The following is a 20,080-nucleotide window of genomic DNA, read 5'->3' as shown; positions in this document are numbered from 1 at the left end:
CTACCGACAGAGAAACCGGATCCGCCTTCATCTGGCTAAAAATACCTCCGCCGGAGGCATTGCGCCCGTTAACGGGCGAACTCCAGCGGATTACCCCAAGCTTACGCTTGCCGCGCTTTCCGGCAGCTCTTCGTCGAAGCAGCGCTGATAGAACTCGGCTACGGTCTGACGCTCCAGCTCGTCACACTTGTTCAGGAAGGACAGGCGGAAAGCATAGCCGACATCGCGGAAAATCTCGGCGTTCTGTGCCCAGTTGATTACCGTACGGGGGCTCATGACAGTCGACAGATCGCCATTCATAAACGCAGTCCGGGTCAGGTCGGCCACAGTGACCATCTGACTAACGGTTTTGCGACCTTCAGCCGTGTTATAGTGCGGCGCTTTCGACAGCACGATCATCGTTTCGGCATCGTGGCTGAGGTAGTTCAGTGTCGAGACCAGTGACCAACGGTCCATCTGGGCTTGGTTGATCTGCTGTGTGCCGTGATAGAGGCCCGTAGTATCGCCCAGACCAACGGTGTTGGCGGTGGCAAACAGGCGGAAGTTCGGGTTCGGCGTGATGATCTCGTTCTGGTCCAGCAAGGTCAGCTTGCCGTCATGCTCCAGAACACGCTGGATTACGAACATCACGTCCGCGCGACCCGCATCATATTCGTCGAACACGATGGCGACCGGATTGCGCAGCGCCCAGGGCAGGATACCTTCGTGGAATTCAGTCACCTGCTTGCCGTCACGCAGCTTGATTGCGTCTTTGCCGATTAGGTCGATCCGGCTGATATGGCTATCCAGGTTCACACGCACAGCAGGCCAGTTCAAACGCGCTGCAACCTGTTCGATATGGGTCGATTTGCCAGTGCCGTGATAGCCCTGGATCATTACACGACGGTTGTGGGAAAAGCCCGCCAAGATCGCCAAGGTCGTTTCAGGATCAAACTTATAGGTAGGGTCGATGGCCGGGACGCGGTCTGTGGCCTCGGCAAAGCCTTTGACCTTCATTTCCGTATCAATGCCGAATACGTCGCGGACCGAGATATCTTCGGTGGGTTTCGCGTTTACGTCGATCGATCCGTCAGCCATTCGTCTTGTCCTTATCCTGTGGCCCGTCTTGCTGGGTCTGAACCCGTGTGTGGTGCAACATATTGCGGGCAAGGGCAAGGGAAAGAGGCAGCGCGGAAACGCTGAGGGGATGTTTCTTTGAAACTGGCCTTATCGGCATAGCGCGCCGAGGCTCGTGACTTACGGCTCAAACCAAAAAAAGGGACGTTTTGCCTTTGAGGCGCGCAGCCGTAAAGCCACGAAACATATCAACATTGCAATAATAAAATATAATGGGTTAAATCGACGATATGTTGATGCATAATCGGCTCTCGGTGTTGGCTAACGGAAAAAAGCTCCAATGGCGCTAACAATTCTAGGCCCCTCTTCGATCGCAATCCCCACTGGGTCGTCTTCGGTTATGCAACAATACACCGCGACCAAGGCCGGAGCTTCATGGAATGTTGTTGTTACGGGGACAGGGGGATTGAACCCTTCAGATTATTCTGTTTCGATTTCGTCGAGCGGGGTTTTAACTGTTGACCTCACCCCCGGTGTCGTCATTCCTCCCAACACGCAGCTGACCGTCGAAATATTCGCGTCTACGGGTCCTGGTAATGGGAATAACGACTCTCTTATAGCGACCGTCGCGCTTCCGGCTGGAACTGTGCCGTGTTTCGTGAAGGGCACTATGATAGCGACCGAAAAAGGGTATTGCGCTGTCGAGGAACTGTCAGTTGGGGATAAAGTGCGCCTTTCCAGTGGTGATCTGCTGCCCATTGAGTGGATTGGAGAAAAGACCCTGAGCGCGGAGGATTTGAGGCGCAACCCTCAATTGCACCCCGTTTGTATCCAAAAGGGAGCGTTGGGAGAAGGCATTCTTCACCGCGATTTGTACGTATCTCCGCAACACAGAATTGTTCTGGAAGGATGGCGCGCAGAACTTCTGTACGGAGAGCCTAGAGTCTTTGCCGCAGCAATCCATCTGGTGAACGACAAAACCATTCGTCAGGTTCATTTCAATGAGCCGGTCACGTACTACCACATTGCTTGCTGTCGCCACGCAATACTGATGTCCAACGGTTTGCCAACTGAAAGTTTATTTCTGGGTGATATAGCGCTGAAATCCTTCCACCGCGAAGACGTAAAAGAGTTGCTAACGCTATTTTCGGAATTAAGTGATCGCTCGACAGTGCCCTCACAAACTCGCCTGAGTTGCTTGAAGCGTTGGGAAGCACTTGTAATAATAAGTTAAGCTTGCGGAGAAAGCCCTGCCATTTACTGATCTACACCGCGGTCAAGCAAGTTAGTGCAAAGTTTGCTTCTCTAGATCGACTACCATCAATTTGAAATGAGGGCGCCACATAAAGTACGTCACAGCACCGCGCGCAAACTTTAGCTTTGAAACGACGGTCACCTACTCATAGCGAAAACCAAAGCTCATCGTTACGAAAGCCGCCTTTCACGAGGCGATCCGCTTTCAAAACATCCGGAAACTCGTCCACCCAATCCCGAAACCGGTCATTTGTGATAATGCGTGCCTTGCTGTCCCGCGACGCTTGTAAAATCAAAGGATCCGCCGGCGTTCCTTTGGGTGCGATCATGACCTGCTTGGTACGCAGACCCAAAGCGCGGCTCAGCGCCCGGTCGTTCATGTATTCGCCGTCGAGCTTATAGCCGACATTTGCATCGAATACGACACCCGGTTTGAACCCGGCCGTCTTCAGCGCCGACAGCACCAGCCGCAATGTGCCCAGATCCGGCTTACCCTCTTTCCAATGGATCACGTTGGACCCGTCCACGATGATCCATGTGTTTGCTTTGCGCCACCTGAGCCACGCGCGCAGCCCCCAAATCAGGCTGATGACAATGAATAGCAGGCTCAGTTCTCGGGCGAACGCGAATTCAGGCGGAAGAAACGGGGCCGCGAAATAAACGCCCAGCGAAAAAAGCAAAAGGAGGTATGGCATACGCACAGCGGCTGCTCCGTTAATACCCGTGTTCAAACTCCACCACTATTGCGGGAATTGAACAAGGTTTCCAGTGAGCTTGATCGCAATCGGGCCGGGCAGTGTACACACAAAGCCACAGCTGTCGGGTCGCAGATTTATTTGAAGTTCCGGCTGTCCTTGATCTGGTCCCAGGCCCAGACGACCTCTTGCAGCTGTTCTTCTTGCGAGCGATCACCGCCATTCATGTCCGGGTGCAAAACCTTGATCAACTTCTTGTAGGCCTTGCGCACCTCTGCCTTGGACCAGCTGTCATTGGCTTCCAGAATCTCGATTGCTCGGCGTTCGGTGGGGGGCAGGCGCCGGCCACCACCACCCGAAGTGCGGCCTTTGTTCTGCGTGCTGTTGGCACCCAGCACCTGATGCGGGTCCTCAATGCCCAGACGGGCCCAGGCACGGGCCTCGGGGTCGCCCATCGGCTTGGTCTCACGTTCCCACACTTTGTCCTTTGATCGCTGCGCGTTCAGTTCGGCCTCGGTGGTACCGTCGAAGAAGTTCCACTTTTGGTTATATTCGCGCACATGCTGCTGGCAGAACCAGAAGAAATCATCCAGCACATCCGGTGCCTTGGGTGCGCGGAACTTGCCCGGCTCGTTGCAGCCCTCATGATCACAGATCCGGACTGACGTCTCGGACGCGCCTGACATGCCCCGGCGCCCGCGCGGGTTCTTTTTCTTGGCGCTGGAAACGGACATATCAAATCCGAAGGGGTCTGACTTCGCCATGCTCTCAATCCTCACGAACGCATCTTTTCGACTCGGAGGCAGCAGTTTAATCTAAGCAGCCGAAAGTAGAAGAGGGGGGCGGTAAAATTTTTACCGCTGAGCGAAAAAATGAGCGTGACTGACGAGATCCGAACCTGCCTGCAAGCTGCCTTTGACCCGCGCGAGCTTGAGGTGATCGATGACAGCGAAAGCCACCGCGGCCACGCGGGCTATCAGGATGGTGGTGAAAGCCACTTCAACGTCCGCATTCGCGCCGCCGCCTTCGAAGGGCAAAATCGTGTCGCCCGTCATCGTGCGGTTCACAAAGCCTTGGGCGATATCGTGCCCCGCATTCACGCGCTGGCACTGGATATCGATACCTGAACGCGCAGAACGTCAGTCTGCGCTCATCTGCGCTGAGGGCGTTGACGCCGAAATCGCATATTCTTCTTCTGTCATGTCGTCTTCGATGCCTTCGAACAAAGGGGTCGACAAATAACGCTCGCCAGTGTCCGGCAGCATGACCAGAAAAACGGATCCCTCTGGCGCGGATTCGGCCATCTTCATTGCGACGGCAAAGGTCGACCCGCCCGAGATTCCGGTAAAAATACCTTCTTCCGAGGCAAGTCGGCGTGACCACGCGATCCCTTCGGGTCCGGGCACAGGGGTCAGTTCGTCGTAATATTCGTTGTCTATGGCTTCCTGCAGGACCCAGGGAATGAAGTCCGGCGTCCATCCCTGAATCGGGTGCGGTTCGAAATTCGGGTGGCTCTCGGTCGGCTGATGATCCTCGTTGCGGGTGTTGGTGTACCCCGATGACACAATTGCGGCGTTGGCTGGTTCGGTCAGGATGATCTTTGTCTCCGGCCGTTCCTTCCGCAGGACGCGAGATACACCGGAAACCGTACCGCCGGTTCCGTATCCGGTCACCCAGTAATCCAGTCGCTGCCCTTCGAAATCTGCAAGAACTTCCCGCGCGGTCGTGTTCTCATGGATATCGGCATTGGCAGAGGTTTCGAACTGGCTGGCCAGAAACCACCCGTTTTCCTCGGCCAGTTCCTTGGCCTTGGTGTACATACCAAACCCTTTCTGCGCCTTGGGGGTCAGAACCACCTTGGCCCCCAGAAAGCGCATCAGCTTGCGCCGCTCGACCGAGAAACTTTCTGCCATCGTTACAACCAGCGGATAGCCCTTGGCCGCGCAAACCATGGCAAGGCCGATGCCGGTATTGCCCGAGGTTGCCTCGACAACTGTCTGACCCGGTTTCAATCGCCCGTCGCGTTCCGCTGCTTCGATGATATTCAGCGCTAGCCTGTCCTTGACCGAACCGGCGGGATTGAACGCTTCGAACTTCACATAGACGGTTACATGTTCTGGCACGATCCGATTGACCCGGATGCAAGGCGTGTCGCCCACGGTATCGAGAATGCTGTCATAAAGGCGTGCCCGCCCTTGCGTTTGCCGAATAGCCATTTTGATGTCCCTCCCGGTTATTCAGTTAACATGCCATATATTTTCGGGGGGCGTATCCCTTTTTCAAATGGCGTGTACCGCTTGTGTTCAAGTCGCTGCCATTTTTTAGTACTTCCGTTCTTTTTCGGGCGAGAATACGCGTTGAAAAGCGTCTGTTCTGATCATTCGCGATCGAAGCGGGCTGGATCCATCAAGGGATAAATCTAGACGCTGGTTGCGAAAAAAAATCCTTATTGAAGGGGTGGTAAATTTAAAAGACTTAGAGGTTTCTCAATATAGCAGGCAGTCAAGGGGCCTGATAAAGACACCAATCCCTGCTACAAAGATTAGGTTTTTGAGATTTCACCGGCCTCGGGTGTTTCATCAGACCGTTTCAAAGACAAGGGCGGTTCATCCGCTTCCGCCGCAATCGGTTTCGGCGCTTGAACCTCGTCAGGGCCCTGTACTGGCTGGGCCAACGGGGTGCTGTCCATATCTAGTGCTGTGCCGATTTCAGGTGCGTCAACGTCTTCTTCCACCACGCGCCGGAACACCAGCACGTTGCGCCAGTTTGTGGTCGATCCGGTCAGGCCCGCGCGTTCCTCGCTGGGCAGCAATTCGGCGCGTTGGTATTCCCAGCCGTCCTGACCCATTTGGTTCAGGACCTGTTCAACCGAGACCGCAAAGCGACCCTCAGCCGTTTTGACGCCCTTGGCTTTGACACCTTTTTGTGGGGCGGGGATCACCTTGTATTCGTAGCGCTGCATCAACTGTTCCTAAACACCTGTTCGCGATAAACTAACACGCTGATCCCCGAGGGAAAGAGCCGTTGCCCAACCGGCGGATTTCAGCCCTGATGATTGCCACCAGTCTGTGCTGCCTTGGTCACAACCGACAGGCACAGTTCGGTCGCCAGCGCCATGTCCTGCACCGAAATCCATTCCATCGGCCCGTGAATACACTGCATCCCAGTGAACAGATTGGGGCAGGGGGTGCCGAACTCGGTCAGGCGCGACCCGTCGGTGCCGCCACGGATCGGGACGGACAGAGGTTCGATCCCCAACTCGCGACAGGCATCCCGGGCCAGATCGACTGGCGTCATGTCGTTTTCCAGCCAATAGCGCATATTGCGATACTGATGGCTGATCTCGCAGGTGATGGTCGCGCGTGGTTCGGTGGCCTGTACGGCGGCACACACCTGACGCACGATGTTGCGCTGGGCTTCCAGTGCGTCCAGCTCGAAATCACGCAGGATCAGTTTGATCTCCATCTCGGAAGAGCCGCCATTCATGTCGGTGACATGGATGAACCCTTCGCGCCCATCGGTGGTTTCCGGGGTCATGGTGGCCTGAGGCAGCGTTTGAACGATCTTTGCAGCCAGATGTGCAGCGTTCACCATTTTGCCTTTCGCTAAACCGGGATGGATCGAAACGCCTTCGATCTTGATCACCGCACGGTCGGCTGAGAAGCTTTCATATTCGATCTCACCCACTTCCTGACCGTCCAGAGTATAGGCGAAATCCGCGCCCAGATCCTTGGGCAGCTGTTCGGTTACACCGCGCCCGATCTCTTCATCCGGGGTAAAGGCGATGCGGATCGGTCCGTGCGGAATATCCGGGTTTTCGATCAGGTGCCGCGCCATGGTCATCAGGATCGACACGCCCGCCTTGTCATCCGCACCCAGCAGGGTCGTGCCTGAAGCGGTGATCAGGTCATGCCCAATTTTCTCGGCCAGATAGGGGTTTTCTTCCGGCGACAGAACCAGATCAGGATCGTCGGGGAATGAGATGTCACCGCCATTGTATCCCTTGATGACACGCGGCTTGACGCCTGTGGCGTTGAACTGTGGGGCCGTATCCACATGCGCCAAAAAGCCCACTGTCGGCCCCTGAGCGTTTCCGGGAATGGTTGCAACCACCACGCTATCGCCTGTGATCTCGATATCCTGCGCGCCGATCTGGGCCAGCTCGTCGCGCAACAGGTTCAGCATGTCGAACTGGATTTGCGTGCTTGGGGTTGTAGGGGAAGTCTCGTCACTCTGACTGTCAATGGCCGCGTATCGCACCAGCCGGTCTTCGAGTTCCTGATCAAATCTGTTCTGCATGATACCTAACCTCTCTGGAGGCGAAGAAAGAGCGCGAACAGGGGGAAGTCAAGCCGATGGCTTGCCCCCCCCAGTCTTAAGATTTCGTGAGAATACGATGTGTACAAATCCACGCGTTGCCGCTGGCAGACCTGTACACATAAAACGGGTTACGACCCAAGCTTTTTGCTGACCAGTTCGTTCACGGCCTTCGGGTTCGCCTTGCCTCCGGTCGCCTTCATGACCTGACCGACAAACCAGCCCGCCAGCTTCGGGTTCACTTTGGCCTTTTCAACCTGCGCCGGGTTGGCGGCAATGATTTCATCCAGAGCAGCTTCGATGGCGCCGGTATCGGTCACCTGCTTCATGCCGCGGTCTTCGACGATCTGCGCCGGATCACCGCCTTCGGTATAGACGATCTCGAAAAGGTCCTTGGCGATCTTGCCCGAAATGGCATCCGACGAAATCAGATCGATGATCCCACCCAACTGCGCCGGAGAAACCGGCGAGTCGGTGATGTCGTGGTCTTCTTTTTTCAACCGGCCGAACAGTTCGTTGATGACCCAGTTCGCAGCCAGTTTCCCGTTACGGCCCTTGGCGACCTCTTCGAAATACGCAGCCGATTCCACTTCGGCGGTCAGAACCGATGCGTCATAGTCGGTCAGGCCGAATTCGCTGATAAAACGTGCCTTCTTCTCGTCGGGCAGTTCGGGCAGCTTCGCGGCGATGTCGTCGACCCACGCTTGTTCGATTTCCAGCGGCAGCAGATCAGGGTCGGGGAAGTAACGATAATCGTGCGCCTCTTCCTTGGACCGCATCGAGCGGGTCTCGCCCTTGTCCGGGTCATACAGGCGGGTTTCCTGTTCGACCTCACCGCCCCCTTCGACGATGGCGATCTGGCGGCGGGCTTCGACCTCGATCGCTTGCTGGATAAAGCGCATCGAGTTCATGTTCTTGATCTCACACCGCGTGCCAAGATGCGAGAAATCCTGCGTTTCCTGATACTTCTCATAGGCACCCGGCAAACAGATCGATACGTTCACGTCGGCGCGCAGGTTGCCGTTCTGCATGTTGCCATCGCAGGTGCCCAAGTAACGCATGATCTGGCGCAGTTTGGCGATATAGGCGGCGGCCTCTTCCGGCCCGCGAATATCGGGGCGGCTGACAATCTCCATCAGGCAAACGCCGGTCCGGTTCAGGTCAACAAAGGACATATGCGGGTCCATGTCGTGGATTGATTTGCCCGCGTCCTGCTCCATGTGGATGCGTTCGATGCGAACCATGCGCGCGGTGCCGTCACCCATCTCAACCAGCACTTCGCCTTCGCCCACGATGGGGTGGTACAGCTGCGAAATCTGATAGCCCTGTGGTAGGTCGGGGTAGAAATAGTTCTTGCGGTCGAACGCCGATTTCAAGTTGATGTCCGCCTTCAGGCCCAGCCCGGTGCGCACAGCCTGTTCAACGCAATATTCGTTGATCACAGGCAGCATTCCCGGCATCGCCGCGTCGACGAAGGCCACGTTCGAGTTCGGTTCGGCCCCGAATTGGGTCGACGCACCAGAAAACAGCTTGGCATTGGACGAGACCTGAGCGTGCACCTCCATCCCGATCACCAGTTCCCAGTCGTGCTTGGCCCCGGCAATGGTCTTGGGTTTGGGCATTTCGTATGTCAGATCGAGCATGGCGCGCCTCATTTCCGCAGAAGTCTAAGCCTGCGTATTAGGCCCGGCAGGGCCTAGGGGCAAGGGGGAATCCTGACGCGTTCAGTTCTGGGAAAACTGTAGGCCCGTTGGTGTGAAGGTCACATCCATACCGCTACGCAATTCGTCCCGGAACAGATCCGAGATTGCCCGCAATGCATCCCGCTGACCCCGCGCGGCAAACCGCTCGGGCGAGTTGATGCGGACAGAGTTGTTGAACCCTGCGGTCGCGTGGGCCCAGATCATGGGATGCAACTCGGTCAAGTGGTCGCGGATCAACCAGTTGGCGGTCTCGCGCATCTGTGCGCGGAACTGGTCGGCTTGTTCGTTCACTCCACGTCCGTTCTGGATGGTGATTGCACAATAGGCCGACAGCATATTGATCATTTGCTGGTCGGGCCGCAGCCGCACGATGTCGCGCAAACCGTCCAGGAAATACTCGGTATCGACACGCGCACAGGCTTCTTCATCCAATGCAATGGCGTCGAATTGGACCCAAGTGTAGCCGCCAGCACCCCATACGCCCTGGGTCCGAGCCGCAGTGCGCATCGCTTGCAATTCCAATTCATCGTAGCTTCCGAACCAACGGGGCAACAGATGGCTGCCCATGGCACGCATGTGCCGTTGGTTGCGCGGATCCAGCGTGATCAGACGCTCGTATTCGTCTGACACACGCGCATTGGATCTGCGCTGACCGGCCAAAAGCGCGCAGCTTGCCGCAGCAATCAGCGGGCTGTCCGGGGCATCAGCCCGGCATTTGGGCAAGATCGACGCGGCCCGGTCGAAATGCGCCGCACAGCGCGATCGGTGCAACGGCGGCAGTGCCGCGTCCGAGGCGGTTCCGCGCCACGCCCAGGCCAGATCGATATGGGCAAGGGCCACGACAGTAGCGATCATCGGATCATTGGGAAAGTCTGCCATTTCGCCTTCAAGCTCAGATATACCTCCCAACAGGTCATAGTCCGAAATGGCCTTTCCATCCGTCAGCGCATGTTCCGCAGCCAGCACCACATCCGATCTGGCCCCAAATGCCAGAAGGTCGGCAATCGGCATTCCGTCCGACACCGCAGCACGATCCTGATCCGCCGCGCGCATCTCCTTGGAAAGATCTTCCCAACGATCTTGTCTGGCAAGGTGACGGCCGTGCTCGATTGTGGAATGTCCGATCAGGTTTTCATCACCTGTTCGCGCAACAGGAATGTTGAGTTGCCCTTGATCCGGCAATGCAGCAGCCAAAGCAGACTGCGTTGCGCACAAATCTGGTGCGGTTGGGGCAGATGAGGCTGATTTCTGGGCAAACAACGCCCTAAACGACCGAAACATGGCAAAACTCGAAAACTGTAAAAACACTGAACTGCTTATAAATCTGGCGAGATATTGGGCTCAGATCAAGTCAAATGCTTAACAGTTTTCGACTTTAGTGTCCAATCCGGCGATCAAGGGGCCAGTGTTTCAGAAAACAGTGAAATGATGGCGCTCTACGCGAAAACCAGCCTGTGTCAGAACGGGTTCCAGTTCTCGGTGCGGCGGGAGCGACTCGTCCGGTAAACGGATTCGCTTGCCCGATTCCAAGACGATCGAGACGCGCACGGAAAAGTCCCAGCGGGTGTCAAAACGAAAGAAATCAATGTCGTTCAGCATGATTTCACCCTGGCGCTTGCCAGTGAACCAGCGAATGGCGGTCTGGTCGATCTGAACGCCTGCGCGCGTGTTCTGAACCACATCCCAAACTGCGGGCAGGGTGGCCAGTGCCAGCAGCCACACGATCCACCACGCTGCGTCAAACAACAGGACCAGAGTCATCAAACCTGCATAAACGCTGGCCAGGATGACCAAGGTGCGTGTGCTCCGGTTCTGTCGGGCAAAAGAGTAGTCAGTCATGCGCCAAGGATGCGCGACACCATTTCGCTGGTGTCACGCGACAGGTTTGGGGTTTCGGCAACGCGAGAAAGCTGCGCGCGCATTAGTTCCTGTCGATCTGCGTCATACCGTTTCCACGTTTGAAATGCAGAACACATCCGTGCAGTGGTTTGTGGGTTCACCGGATCCAGTCGGATCAGCCAATCGGCCAGCAGGGCATAGCCTGCCCCGTCAGGCTGATGGAACCCGGCGTGGTTCATGGCCAGTGCGCCCACTACTGCGCGGAAGCGATTGGGGTTCTTCCAGTTGAAGTCAGCGTGCTGCGTCAGAGATTGTGCCACACCGGGTGTTGCCTCGGGCCCGGCCATTGCCACCTGCAAACCAAACCACTTGTCCATGACAAGACGGTCATGCTGCCACTGTCTGTAGAACGCGGCCAATTCGGCCTCACCTTTGCGTGCGCGCAGCAGGCAGGACAAGGCGGTCAGTTGCAGGGTCATGTTATCTGCATTGCCATACGCCTCAGCCGCCATTGCTCCGCCATCCAGTCGGGTGGTCAGCGCCAGCGCGGCGCTGCCAAGGGCGCGCTTGCCGGATTGCGCAGCGTCCGGCGCATAGGGGCCATCCACCAAGGCTTCGCTGTGTAGCCGGGGCAACAGATCCTGTACATGCTGGGCTGTTGCCTGCCGCAGCGTCTCAATTGCCGTCCAGATCATCATCGGATCGGGGGTATGGCCGCGTTCAAAAAGGCTTGCCGCCAGTTCCGATTGCGTCGGTAGCCCCAGCATCAAGGCCCGGTACGCTGGATCCAAATCCACGTCGCGCAGCACAGCCAGCAACCCATCAAGGTAATCGGCATCTGGTGCGGCATCATCCAGGATCATTCGCAGCAAAGTATCTTGCGCCAAAGACCGCCCAGCCTGCCAGCGGTTAAACGGATCTGTATCGTGAGCCAGCAGAAAAGCGCGCTCGGCGTTGCTGACATCATGCTCAAGAATAACCGGCGCTGAGAAATCACGCAGGATCGACGGTGTGGGTTTTGCGGCGAGCCCGGTGAATTGAAAGCTTTGCTCAGCTTCAGTCAGTTCCAACACTTCGGTTTGGCGGACCTCATCCCCGTTGGCCCCTAACAGGCCCACGGCAACCGGGATTACCTGAGGCTGCTTTTCATTCTGTCCCGGCGTCGGCTCGGTGCGCTGATTCAACGTCAGGGTATAAATGCCGTCCGCCCAGTTTTCTGAAACGGTGACGCGTGGCGTGCCCGATTGGCTGTACCAGCGCTGGAATTGAGTCAGATCGCGGCCGGTGGTGTCTTCAAAGACCTTGATCCAGTCCTCGATGGTGCAGGCTTGGCCGTCATGGCGCTCAAAATACAGATCCAGCGCTTTGGCATAGGCGTCATCCCCGACCAAGCGTTTCAGCATTCCGATTACTTCGGCACCTTTCTCATAGACGGTCGCGGTGTAGAAGTTGTTGATCTCCTGAAAGCTCTCGGGGCGAACCGGGTGTGATAGGGGGCCGTTGTCTTCGGGGAACTGGCGCGCGCGCAGGTCTATGGCGTCGTGAATGCGTTTCACCGGCGCCGAGCGCATGTCGGATGTGAACTGCGCATCGCGGAATACTGTCAGCCCTTCTTTCAGACACAGCTGAAACCAGTCGCGGCAGGTGATGCGGTTTCCGGTCCAGTTGTGGAAATATTCATGCGCGATGATTGCTTCGATGCGTTCGAAGTTCGCATCGGTCGAGGTTTCGGGGCTGGCCAGAACAGCCGACGAGTTAAAGATGTTCAGACCCTTGTTTTCCATCGCGCCCATGTTGAAATCGTCCACGGCGACAATGTTGAATACGTCTAGATCGTATTCGCGGCCATAGACGTCTTCGTCCCATTTCATCGATTTTTTCAAGGCTTCCATGCCAAACGCGCATTTGCCTTCATCGCCGGGACGAACCCACAGGTTCAATTCCACGTCGCGGCCCGACTTGGTGGTGAATTGGCCGGGGTGGGCGATCAGGTCTCCTGCGACCAGTGCAAACAGATAGGCCGGTTTGGGCCATGGGTCGGTCCATTCGGCCCAGCCTTCACCCTTGCCCGACGGGTTGCCGTTGGACAACAATACCGGAAGGTCGCCGTTGATACGCACGGTAAAGGTGGACATCACGTCCGGGCGGTCGGGGTAATAGGTGATTTTGCGAAACCCCTCTGCCTCGCATTGCGTGCAGTACATGCCGTTCGACATGTAAAGCCCTTCCAGCGCGGTGTTATTGCCGGGATCGATCTCGACTTCGGCCTCCCAGATGAAGGGTTCATCCGGTACGTCGACTGTCAGGCCCTTGTCTGTCACATCCGGCGTGACTTCAGCGCCGTTGATCGAGGCGCTGATCAGCGCGAGGTCTTCCCCGTGCAGAAAGAAGGTCCGCTCCGTGGCATCGGGGTTTGGGCGGAAAGCGATGCGGGATGTGACGCGGGTGGCGTGGTCTGCAAGGTCAAAAGTCAGGTGCACGCTGTTCACCAGATAGCCAAACGGCGTGTAGTCTTTCAGGTAAATTGTTGTGGGTGCAGCGTCGCGCATCTGGGGCCTCGTATCCGTACGGGTTTGGCGCGACGTTAGGGGCTTCGGTCAGGGGCTGCAACTGGCCCGCTTCATTCGCTTGGTGATTTTGAAGCAGCCTCCGGGAAAACCAAACATTGCAAACCGCGCGTCAAAAGTTGCCTATCGGAAACTTTCCGCCTAAATGCATCAAAGCATACAGTGGCACACAATTGTGGGAGAGCGGTAACATGACTGGCAGACAGACTCTGAGCGGGCTGCAGATCGATCCGATATTGGCAGAGTTTATAGAGACGCAGGCGCTTCCAGGTACGGATGTGTCTCCTCAGCAGTTCTGGGCAGGTCTGGCACGGATGGTGAATGAGCTTGGGCCGAAGAACCGCGACCTTCTGGCGAAACGGTCCGAGATTCAAAGCCGTGTCGATGGCTGGCATATGGCCCGCAGGGGGCAGGAAATCGACCCGGCCGAATATCAGGCTTTCCTGAAAGAGATCGGTTATCTGGTTCCAGAAAAGGATCGCTTCCAGATCGAAACGGAAAATGTCGACCCCGAGATCGCCCTGACCCCAGGACCGCAGCTTGTGGTGCCGATCACAAATGCCCGTTTTGCCTTGAATGCTGCCAATGCCCGTTGGGGCAGTCTGTACGACGCGCTTTATGGAACCGACGCTATGGGTGATTTGCCGACAGGAGGTAGCTATGACGCCGCGCGTGGCGCGCGTGTGATCGCGTGGGCCAAAGCCTTTCTGGACGATGTTGTGCCGTTGGCATCTGGGTCTTGGGCGGATGTGTCCAGCCTGACTGTAAAGGACAAAGGGATTGTGCCGGCCCTGGCCAACCCCACGCAATTTGCCGGATTCGGTGGTGCGGCGGACACGCCGGAATTCGTACTGCTGATAAACAATGGTCTGCACATTCAGATCATGGTTGACCCTTCAAGCACCATTGGTGCAACCGACCCCGCCGGAATCGCAGACGTCCGGCTTGAATCAGCGTTGTCGACGATCATGGATTGCGAGGACTCGGTCGCCTGTGTCGATGCCGCCGACAAGGTGGTGGCCTATGGCAATTGGCTGGGTCTGATGAAAGGCGACCTGACCGAAGAGGTGACAAAAGGCGGCACCACGTTCACCCGCAAGCTGGCTGACGACCTGAGCTTCACTACACCGTCAGGCGGTCAGGCTACGCTGAAAGGACGGTCGCTGATGCTGGTGCGCAATGTAGGCCACCTGATGACCAACCCGGCTGTGCTGGACGCAGAGGGGCGCGAGATCGGTGAAGGGCTGATGGATGCACTGTGCACCACTTTGATCGCCATGCACGATCTGAAGCGCGAAGGCGGTAACTCGGTCGAAGGTTCGGTCTACGTCGTAAAGCCCAAGATGCACGGGCCCAAGGAAGTTGCGTTCTCGGTCGAGATTTTCGACATGGTCGAAGACATTCTTGGCTTGCCCCGCAATACCGTAAAACTGGGTATTATGGATGAGGAACGGCGCACATCAGTCAACCTGATGGAGTGCATTCGGGCGGCTAAATCACGTGTGGCTTTTATCAACACCGGGTTTTTGGACCGGACCGGGGATGAGATTCATACCTCGATGGAAGCCGGTCCGATGCTGCCCAAAGGCGATATCAAGAACACGCCTTGGATTGCGTCTTACGAGGACCGCAATGTCGACATCGGTCTGGCCTGCGGCTTGAAAGGCAAGGCACAGATTGGCAAGGGCATGTGGGCAATGCCGGATCGCATGGGCGACATGCTGGACGCCAAGATCGGGCACCCGATGTCTGGCGCAACCTGCGCCTGGGTGCCGTCGCCAACCGCCGCGACGCTGCACGCGACGCATTATCACAAGGTTGATGTGCTTGCGCGCCAGGATGAACTGGCTGCCGGAGGTGCGCGCGGTACGCTGGATGACCTGCTGACCATTCCACTGCTGGATGGTCGGAATTTAGGCGACGATGAAATCACTCGTGAGGTCGAAAACAACGCTCAGGGCATTCTCGGCTATGTGGTGCGCTGGGTCGATCAGGGCGTGGGCTGCTCCAAGGTGCCGGACATCAACGACATCGGCCTCATGGAAGACCGCGCAACCTGCCGGATTTCGTCTCAGGCGCTGGCCAATTGGCTGCACCATGGCATCGTGGACGAAGCACAGGTAATGGCCGCGATGCAGAAAATGGCCGCTGTTGTGGATCGTCAGAACGACAGCGACCCCAGCTATACGCCTATGGCACCAAGCTTTGACGGCATCGCCTTTCAGGCAGCCTGCGATCTGGTGTTCAAGGGGCGGGTGCAGCCTTCGGGCTATACTGAGCCGGTTCTGCACGCCCGTCGTCTGGAGTTGAAGGCAAGCCAGGCGTAAACGGTTTGGGTCGGGGCAAGGGGTAGTATCTACGCCTTGTTTTCCAAAGAAGATTTTATCCAAATGAAAGGGATCAGAGATGGCTATTTCTTTGCGCAAAGCGCGCACCATCATTCGTAAGGCTCTTGAGAAGGGGCGCGAGATGGAGTTGAAACCTCTGTCTGCCGTGGTTCTCGATGCGGGTGGTCATGTCATCGCCTTCGAACGTGAAGACGGTGCCGCCCCGGGTCGTTTCGCGATTGCGCATGGCAAGGCCTATGGCTCGGTCATGTTGGGCATGGCCGGGACTGCGCAGATGCAGCGCGCCGAGGCGCAGGCCTATTTCATGGCCGCAGTGAATGGCGTCTATGGCGGGCAGGTCGTGCCGGTTCCAGGTGGTGTTCTGCTGCGCGACCGGAAAGGCGCTGTGATCGGCGCTGTCGGAGTAACAGGTGACACTTCGGACAATGATGCGATTGCCGCAATGGCCGGAATTGAGGCAGCCGGTTTGGTCGGTGAGATTTAAGTCTCCGCTTGGTTTGTCCTGCCAATGCCAAAACTTTTGAATAATTTCCCGATTGAGGGAAATTATTGGGAAATAATTCTGTCTAAAGTATCTTTTGAGGGATTGTATTGTGCACCCCTGAACACGTCCCTGCGCTGTCATGCAGGGCGTGTATTCTTGCACGTCTGAGAGGCTGCCGCTAGCTTCCCTGTTAAGCGCTGAAAAAACAAGGAAAGCGGAATGTCTCGTCCTGTCGTCGGTATCATCGGCAACTCGTACCTCATGAATGACCAATACCCGACCCATGCCGGCGGGACGATGAACTCGGACGCGGTTGCCAATGTGTCAGGATGTCTGCCGCTGCTGATCCCGGCGGATCCGCGCTATGTGACGGTCGATGAGTTGCTGGAGGTCTGCGACGGCTTTCTGCTGACCGGCGGTCGCCCTAATGTGCATCCGGAAGAATACGGCGAACCTGAAACCGAAGCGCATGGAGAGTTCGACCGGGCACGCGACGCCATCACTCTGCCGCTGGTTCGCGCCTGTGTGGAACGTGGACAACCGTTTCTGGGCATCTGCCGCGGGTTTCAAGAGGTCAATGTGGCGATGGGTGGAACGCTTTATCCCGAGATCCGGGATTTGCCGGGGCGCATGAACCATCGAATGCCGCCCGACGGTACGCTGGAAGAGAAATTTGCGCTGCGGCATGTTGTGACACTGGATGAGGGCGGCGTGTTCCATGACCTGTTTGGTGCGGTCGAGGTCATGACCAACACGCTACACGGGCAGGGCATCAAGACCATTGGCGAGCGCGTCGTCATTGACGGTCACGCGCCCGACGGCACGCCCGAGGCGATCTATATCAAGGACGCGCCTGGCTTTACGCTGTCCGTTCAGTGGCACCCCGAATGGGATGCCATAAACGACCCGGTGTCGCGCCCTCTGTTCGAGGCTTTTGGTGCAGCAGTGCAAGCCTGGTCCAAGGGTGCGCAGGTGTTCCAGAAAACCGCGTAGTTTTACGCCGGCGCGCCGAGGGGGCGGCGAGCCGACGTTTTCTGATCAAACCAGCAGGTTGAACTGATTGATCAGCGGCAGGCTGCGGGCGCGTTCTCCGGTCAGATCAAACAGGGCATTTCCGAGCGCGGGCATCGAGGGGGGCGTGCCGGGCTCTCCTGCGCCACCCATGTGGCGGTTGGTTTCGAGAACGCGCACCTCGACCTGCGGGGCCGTGTGCATGCGAATGGCGTCATAGTCAGGGAAATTGAACTGTTCCGCTTCGCCATCTGCAAAGGTGATTTCGCCATAGCACGCGGCGGACAGGCCATAGATCATGCCGCCGAACATCTGCGCCTTGACGTTGTCAGGATCCAGCGCAAGCCCCATGTCGCAGGCGATCCAAGCCTTGTTGATGCGGATGGTGCCGTCCTCGTCGACGACCTCGATCACTTGTGCTACGGGTGTGCCAAAGCTGTAGGTAAAGGCGACGCCGCGGCCTACGCCATCAGGCGTTTTGCCGGTCCAGCCCGACATCTCTTTCACCGCTTCAAGACACCCGGCAGAGGGGGCGTGTTCGGACTTCATCAACTCAAGTCGAAACTCCAGCGGGTCGCGCCCTGCGGCATGGGCCATTTCATCCATGAATGTCTCATGGAAAAAGCCATTGTGGCTGTTACCGACCGAGCGCCAAAAACCCACCGGGACGGCCAGATCCGCGATATGACCACTCATGCGATAGTTTGGCACTGCATAGGGCTGGTTGAAGAATCCTTCGACCAGCACCTTGTCGGGGCCGCCACCGGGGAAGCCGGTGTAGCGCTCGACTGCCTGCTGGGTCGGGGATTGCGAAGAAACCTTGCCGTCTATCATAACGGCTTTGCCGTCGTGCACTGCACCACGCATCCGAGCGATTGCGCCGGGGCGGTAATAATCATGGCGCATGTCTTCTTCGCGGCTCCAGGTCGTCTGAACCGGCGTGCCGGGCATGGCCATGGCAACCTTGGTGGCGATCTCGCCAAAATCCAACTCGCCCCGGCGGCCAAATCCGCCCCCCAGATAGGTGGTGTGAATCTGCACCGCGTCCGTGTCCAGATTGGCGGTGTTCGCGACACGGAACTGAATCAGGGTCGGGGCCTGATTGCCACACCACAGCTCCAAAGCGTTTCCGGTATACAGTGCGGTGGCATTCATCGGCTCCATCGTGGCGTGGGCCAGATAGGGCACTTGGTATTCAGCGGTGATTTCCGTCGCGCCCTCGGGCGTCACGCTGACATCGCCGTCGTCGCGCATGGTCGAATTCGGCGCGTCGTCAAACGCCTCGGCTATCTTGGCAAAGATACCGTCGGTTTCCGGTGGATAGGGCGCGTCGCCCCAGTCAACGTCGATGGCCTCAACCGCTTGGTTTGCCAACCAGGTGTTGTTGGCGATCACGGCCACACCTGTACCCAGATCGACAATCTTCTCGACCCCTGGCATGGATTGGGCGGCACCGTCATCAAAGCCATTCATCGCGCCGCCCAATTTGGGGTTCATGCGTACGGCCGCGAATTTCATGCCCGGCAGGCGGACATCAACGCCGAACTCGGCCGTGCCGGTCACCTTGCCAACCATGTCCAGACGCGGTTGGGTCCGGCCCAGATAGCGCCACTCGGACGGATCGCGCAAAGGCACTTCGACCGGTTCCAATCCAGCTGCATCCTCGGCAAGCTCGGAATAGGCAATCTTGTCGCCGTTGGGCGCAATAACGTGGCCCGAGGCTGTTTGCAGCTCTAAAGGATCAACGCCTAACCGATCTGCGGCTGCGCGTTTCAGCGTTTCGCGCGCCGAAGCACCAGCTTGCCGCATCCGCTCGAACCCGTCTTTCATCGAGGTCGAACCACCAGTGACCTGCAGGCTCAGCGTCTTGCCCAAAACGCCCAGTGCTTCACCCAAATTGTGCTGGAAATTCGAGATGTCATAACCCTTGTTGGGCAGTCCTTCGCCCACCAGGGCCGAGTTGTAATAGGCCGCTGCCGCCGGGCCATGCAGAACGGTGATCTGATCCAGGTCGACGTCCAGTTCCTCGGCAATCAGCGCGGTCCAAGTGGTTTTCACGCCCTGACCCATTTCCGCGCGGGGGGCGAACAGGGTGACGCCATTTTGATCGATCAATACGAACGGGTTCAGCGCGGCCTGACCTTCACCGGGTTTTAGCGGGTTGGCGGCTGGGCGGGTGACGTAATATGCGCCAAAGGCCACACCGCCAACAATTGCAGCCGAACCGATCAGGAACGTGCGACGGAGGATTTTGACAACTTTACCCATAGCTTATGCCTCCTTCAGCTTGGACGCTGCGTCGTGGATTGCGGCCCGGATGCGGGGGTAGGTGCCACAGCGGCAAAGGTTGCCCTGCATTGCTTCATCGATGTCTGCATCGGTAGGTGCCGGGTTTTCTGCCAGCAAGGCAGTGGCCTGCATGATCTGTCCAGACTGGCAATATCCGCATTGCGCAACCTGATGATCGACCCAAGCTTGCTGGATGGCGGCTAGGGTGTCTGGTGCTCCGATGCCTTCAATTGTGGTCACGTCACCCCAAACATCCGACAACGCGACCTGACAGGACCGCACGGCCTCGCCGTCGATATGAACGGTGCATGCTCCGCAGGCGGCAACGCCGCAGCCGAATTTAGTGCCGGTCAATCCGACCTCATCCCGCAGAACCCAGAGCAGGGGGACGTCATCAGGCAGGTCTACCTGATGTTGCTTTCCATTGATCTTAAGGGCCGTCGCCATGGCGCACCTCTTCTTGCTGTGGCTGGTTTCTGACATATTTAGCGAAAAGTGTCATGCTGTCAATTGACAA

The 20,080-nt window shown here is 57.4% G+C and carries 17 protein-coding genes; 5 read left to right on the top strand and 12 right to left on the bottom strand.

Annotated elements, in window-relative coordinates; translation table 11 throughout:
• Nucleotides 1–90 precede the first annotated feature (90 nt).
• Complete coding sequence (gene cobS / locus GOV85_RS04170; protein WP_171175278.1) at nt 91–1,077, bottom strand: cobaltochelatase subunit CobS; 987 nt, start codon at nt 1,075–1,077, stop codon at nt 91–93.
• Between the two features lie 379 nt (nt 1,078–1,456).
• Here cobS and GOV85_RS04165 point away from each other — a divergent pair, with 379 nt between their 5' ends.
• Nucleotides 1,457–2,290: a Hint domain-containing protein gene (locus tag GOV85_RS04165; RefSeq protein WP_171175277.1), complete on the top strand. Its 834-nt coding sequence runs from the start codon at nt 1,457–1,459 to the stop codon at nt 2,288–2,290.
• A gap of 166 nt (nt 2,291–2,456) precedes the next feature.
• Here the strand turns inward: GOV85_RS04165 and GOV85_RS04160 are convergent, their stop codons facing one another.
• Both GOV85_RS04160 and GOV85_RS04155 read right to left on the bottom strand, forming a co-directional pair.
• A complete protein-coding gene (locus tag GOV85_RS04160) occupies nt 2,457–3,005 on the bottom strand; it encodes a hypothetical protein (protein WP_171175275.1) in 549 nt (182 codons plus the stop codon).
• A gap of 137 nt (nt 3,006–3,142) precedes the next feature.
• Complete coding sequence (locus GOV85_RS04155; protein WP_171175272.1) at nt 3,143–3,769, bottom strand: J domain-containing protein; 627 nt, start codon at nt 3,767–3,769, stop codon at nt 3,143–3,145.
• A 108-nt stretch (nt 3,770–3,877) separates the two neighbouring features.
• Between GOV85_RS04155 and GOV85_RS04150 the strand changes: the two genes are divergently transcribed.
• Nucleotides 3,878–4,132, top strand: a complete 255-nt coding sequence (locus tag GOV85_RS04150; protein ID WP_171175265.1) for a BolA family transcriptional regulator — start codon at nt 3,878–3,880, stop codon at nt 4,130–4,132.
• A gap of 12 nt (nt 4,133–4,144) precedes the next feature.
• Here the strand turns inward: GOV85_RS04150 and GOV85_RS04145 are convergent, their stop codons facing one another.
• From GOV85_RS04145 to pepN, 7 genes are all read right to left on the bottom strand, one after another.
• Nucleotides 4,145–5,221, bottom strand: coding sequence for a PLP-dependent cysteine synthase family protein (locus tag GOV85_RS04145; RefSeq protein WP_171175263.1), 1,077 nt, complete (start codon nt 5,219–5,221; stop codon nt 4,145–4,147).
• Nucleotides 5,222–5,547: 326 nt separating this feature from the next.
• Nucleotides 5,548–5,967, bottom strand: a complete 420-nt coding sequence (locus GOV85_RS04140; protein ID WP_171175261.1) for a DUF4177 domain-containing protein — start codon at nt 5,965–5,967, stop codon at nt 5,548–5,550.
• Between the two features lie 80 nt (nt 5,968–6,047).
• On the bottom strand, nt 6,048–7,304 hold the full coding sequence (gene pepT, locus GOV85_RS04135; RefSeq protein ID WP_171175259.1) for a peptidase T: 1,257 nt from the start codon (nt 7,302–7,304) through the stop codon (nt 6,048–6,050).
• A gap of 149 nt (nt 7,305–7,453) precedes the next feature.
• Complete coding sequence (gene gatB, locus GOV85_RS04130) at nt 7,454–8,965, bottom strand: Asp-tRNA(Asn)/Glu-tRNA(Gln) amidotransferase subunit GatB (protein ID WP_171175256.1); 1,512 nt, start codon at nt 8,963–8,965, stop codon at nt 7,454–7,456.
• Between the two features lie 81 nt (nt 8,966–9,046).
• Nucleotides 9,047–10,306: a hypothetical protein gene (locus GOV85_RS04125; protein WP_171175254.1), complete on the bottom strand. Its 1,260-nt coding sequence runs from the start codon at nt 10,304–10,306 to the stop codon at nt 9,047–9,049.
• 129 nt (nt 10,307–10,435) lie between these two features.
• On the bottom strand, nt 10,436–10,864 hold the full coding sequence (locus tag GOV85_RS04120) for a hypothetical protein (protein ID WP_171175252.1): 429 nt from the start codon (nt 10,862–10,864) through the stop codon (nt 10,436–10,438).
• Nucleotides 10,861–13,413: an aminopeptidase N gene (gene pepN, locus GOV85_RS04115; protein ID WP_171175250.1), complete on the bottom strand. Its 2,553-nt coding sequence runs from the start codon at nt 13,411–13,413 to the stop codon at nt 10,861–10,863. Before pepN ends, GOV85_RS04120 begins: the two co-directional genes overlap by 4 nt.
• 209 nt (nt 13,414–13,622) lie before the next feature.
• Here pepN and GOV85_RS04110 point away from each other — a divergent pair, with 209 nt between their 5' ends.
• The 3 genes from GOV85_RS04110 to GOV85_RS04100 all read left to right on the top strand — a co-directional run bounded on the left by GOV85_RS04110 (nt 13,623) and on the right by GOV85_RS04100 (nt 17,256).
• On the top strand, nt 13,623–15,758 hold the full coding sequence (locus GOV85_RS04110) for a malate synthase G (protein ID WP_171175247.1): 2,136 nt from the start codon (nt 13,623–13,625) through the stop codon (nt 15,756–15,758).
• A gap of 79 nt (nt 15,759–15,837) precedes the next feature.
• On the top strand, nt 15,838–16,263 hold the full coding sequence (locus GOV85_RS04105) for a heme-binding protein (protein WP_171175245.1): 426 nt from the start codon (nt 15,838–15,840) through the stop codon (nt 16,261–16,263).
• A 219-nt stretch (nt 16,264–16,482) separates the two neighbouring features.
• Entirely contained in the window at nt 16,483–17,256 is a 774-nt protein-coding gene (locus GOV85_RS04100; protein WP_171175243.1) for a gamma-glutamyl-gamma-aminobutyrate hydrolase family protein, read from the top strand.
• Between the two features lie 45 nt (nt 17,257–17,301).
• Here GOV85_RS04100 and GOV85_RS04095 read toward each other — a convergent pair whose 3' ends face one another.
• Together GOV85_RS04095 and GOV85_RS04090 are read right to left on the bottom strand one after the other, a co-directional pair.
• A complete protein-coding gene (locus GOV85_RS04095) occupies nt 17,302–19,542 on the bottom strand; it encodes a xanthine dehydrogenase family protein molybdopterin-binding subunit (protein ID WP_171175241.1) in 2,241 nt (746 codons plus the stop codon).
• Between the two features lie 3 nt (nt 19,543–19,545).
• Complete coding sequence (locus GOV85_RS04090) at nt 19,546–20,010, bottom strand: (2Fe-2S)-binding protein (protein ID WP_171175239.1); 465 nt, start codon at nt 20,008–20,010, stop codon at nt 19,546–19,548.
• Between the last annotated feature and the right edge of the window lie 70 nt (nt 20,011–20,080).

The sequence above is a fragment of the Ruegeria sp. HKCCA4633 genome (assembly GCF_013034605.1).
Lineage (GTDB): Bacteria > Pseudomonadota > Alphaproteobacteria > Rhodobacterales > Rhodobacteraceae > Ruegeria.
Note: the sequence above shows the minus strand (reverse complement) of the source record. Positions and strands in the feature narration are given on the sequence as shown.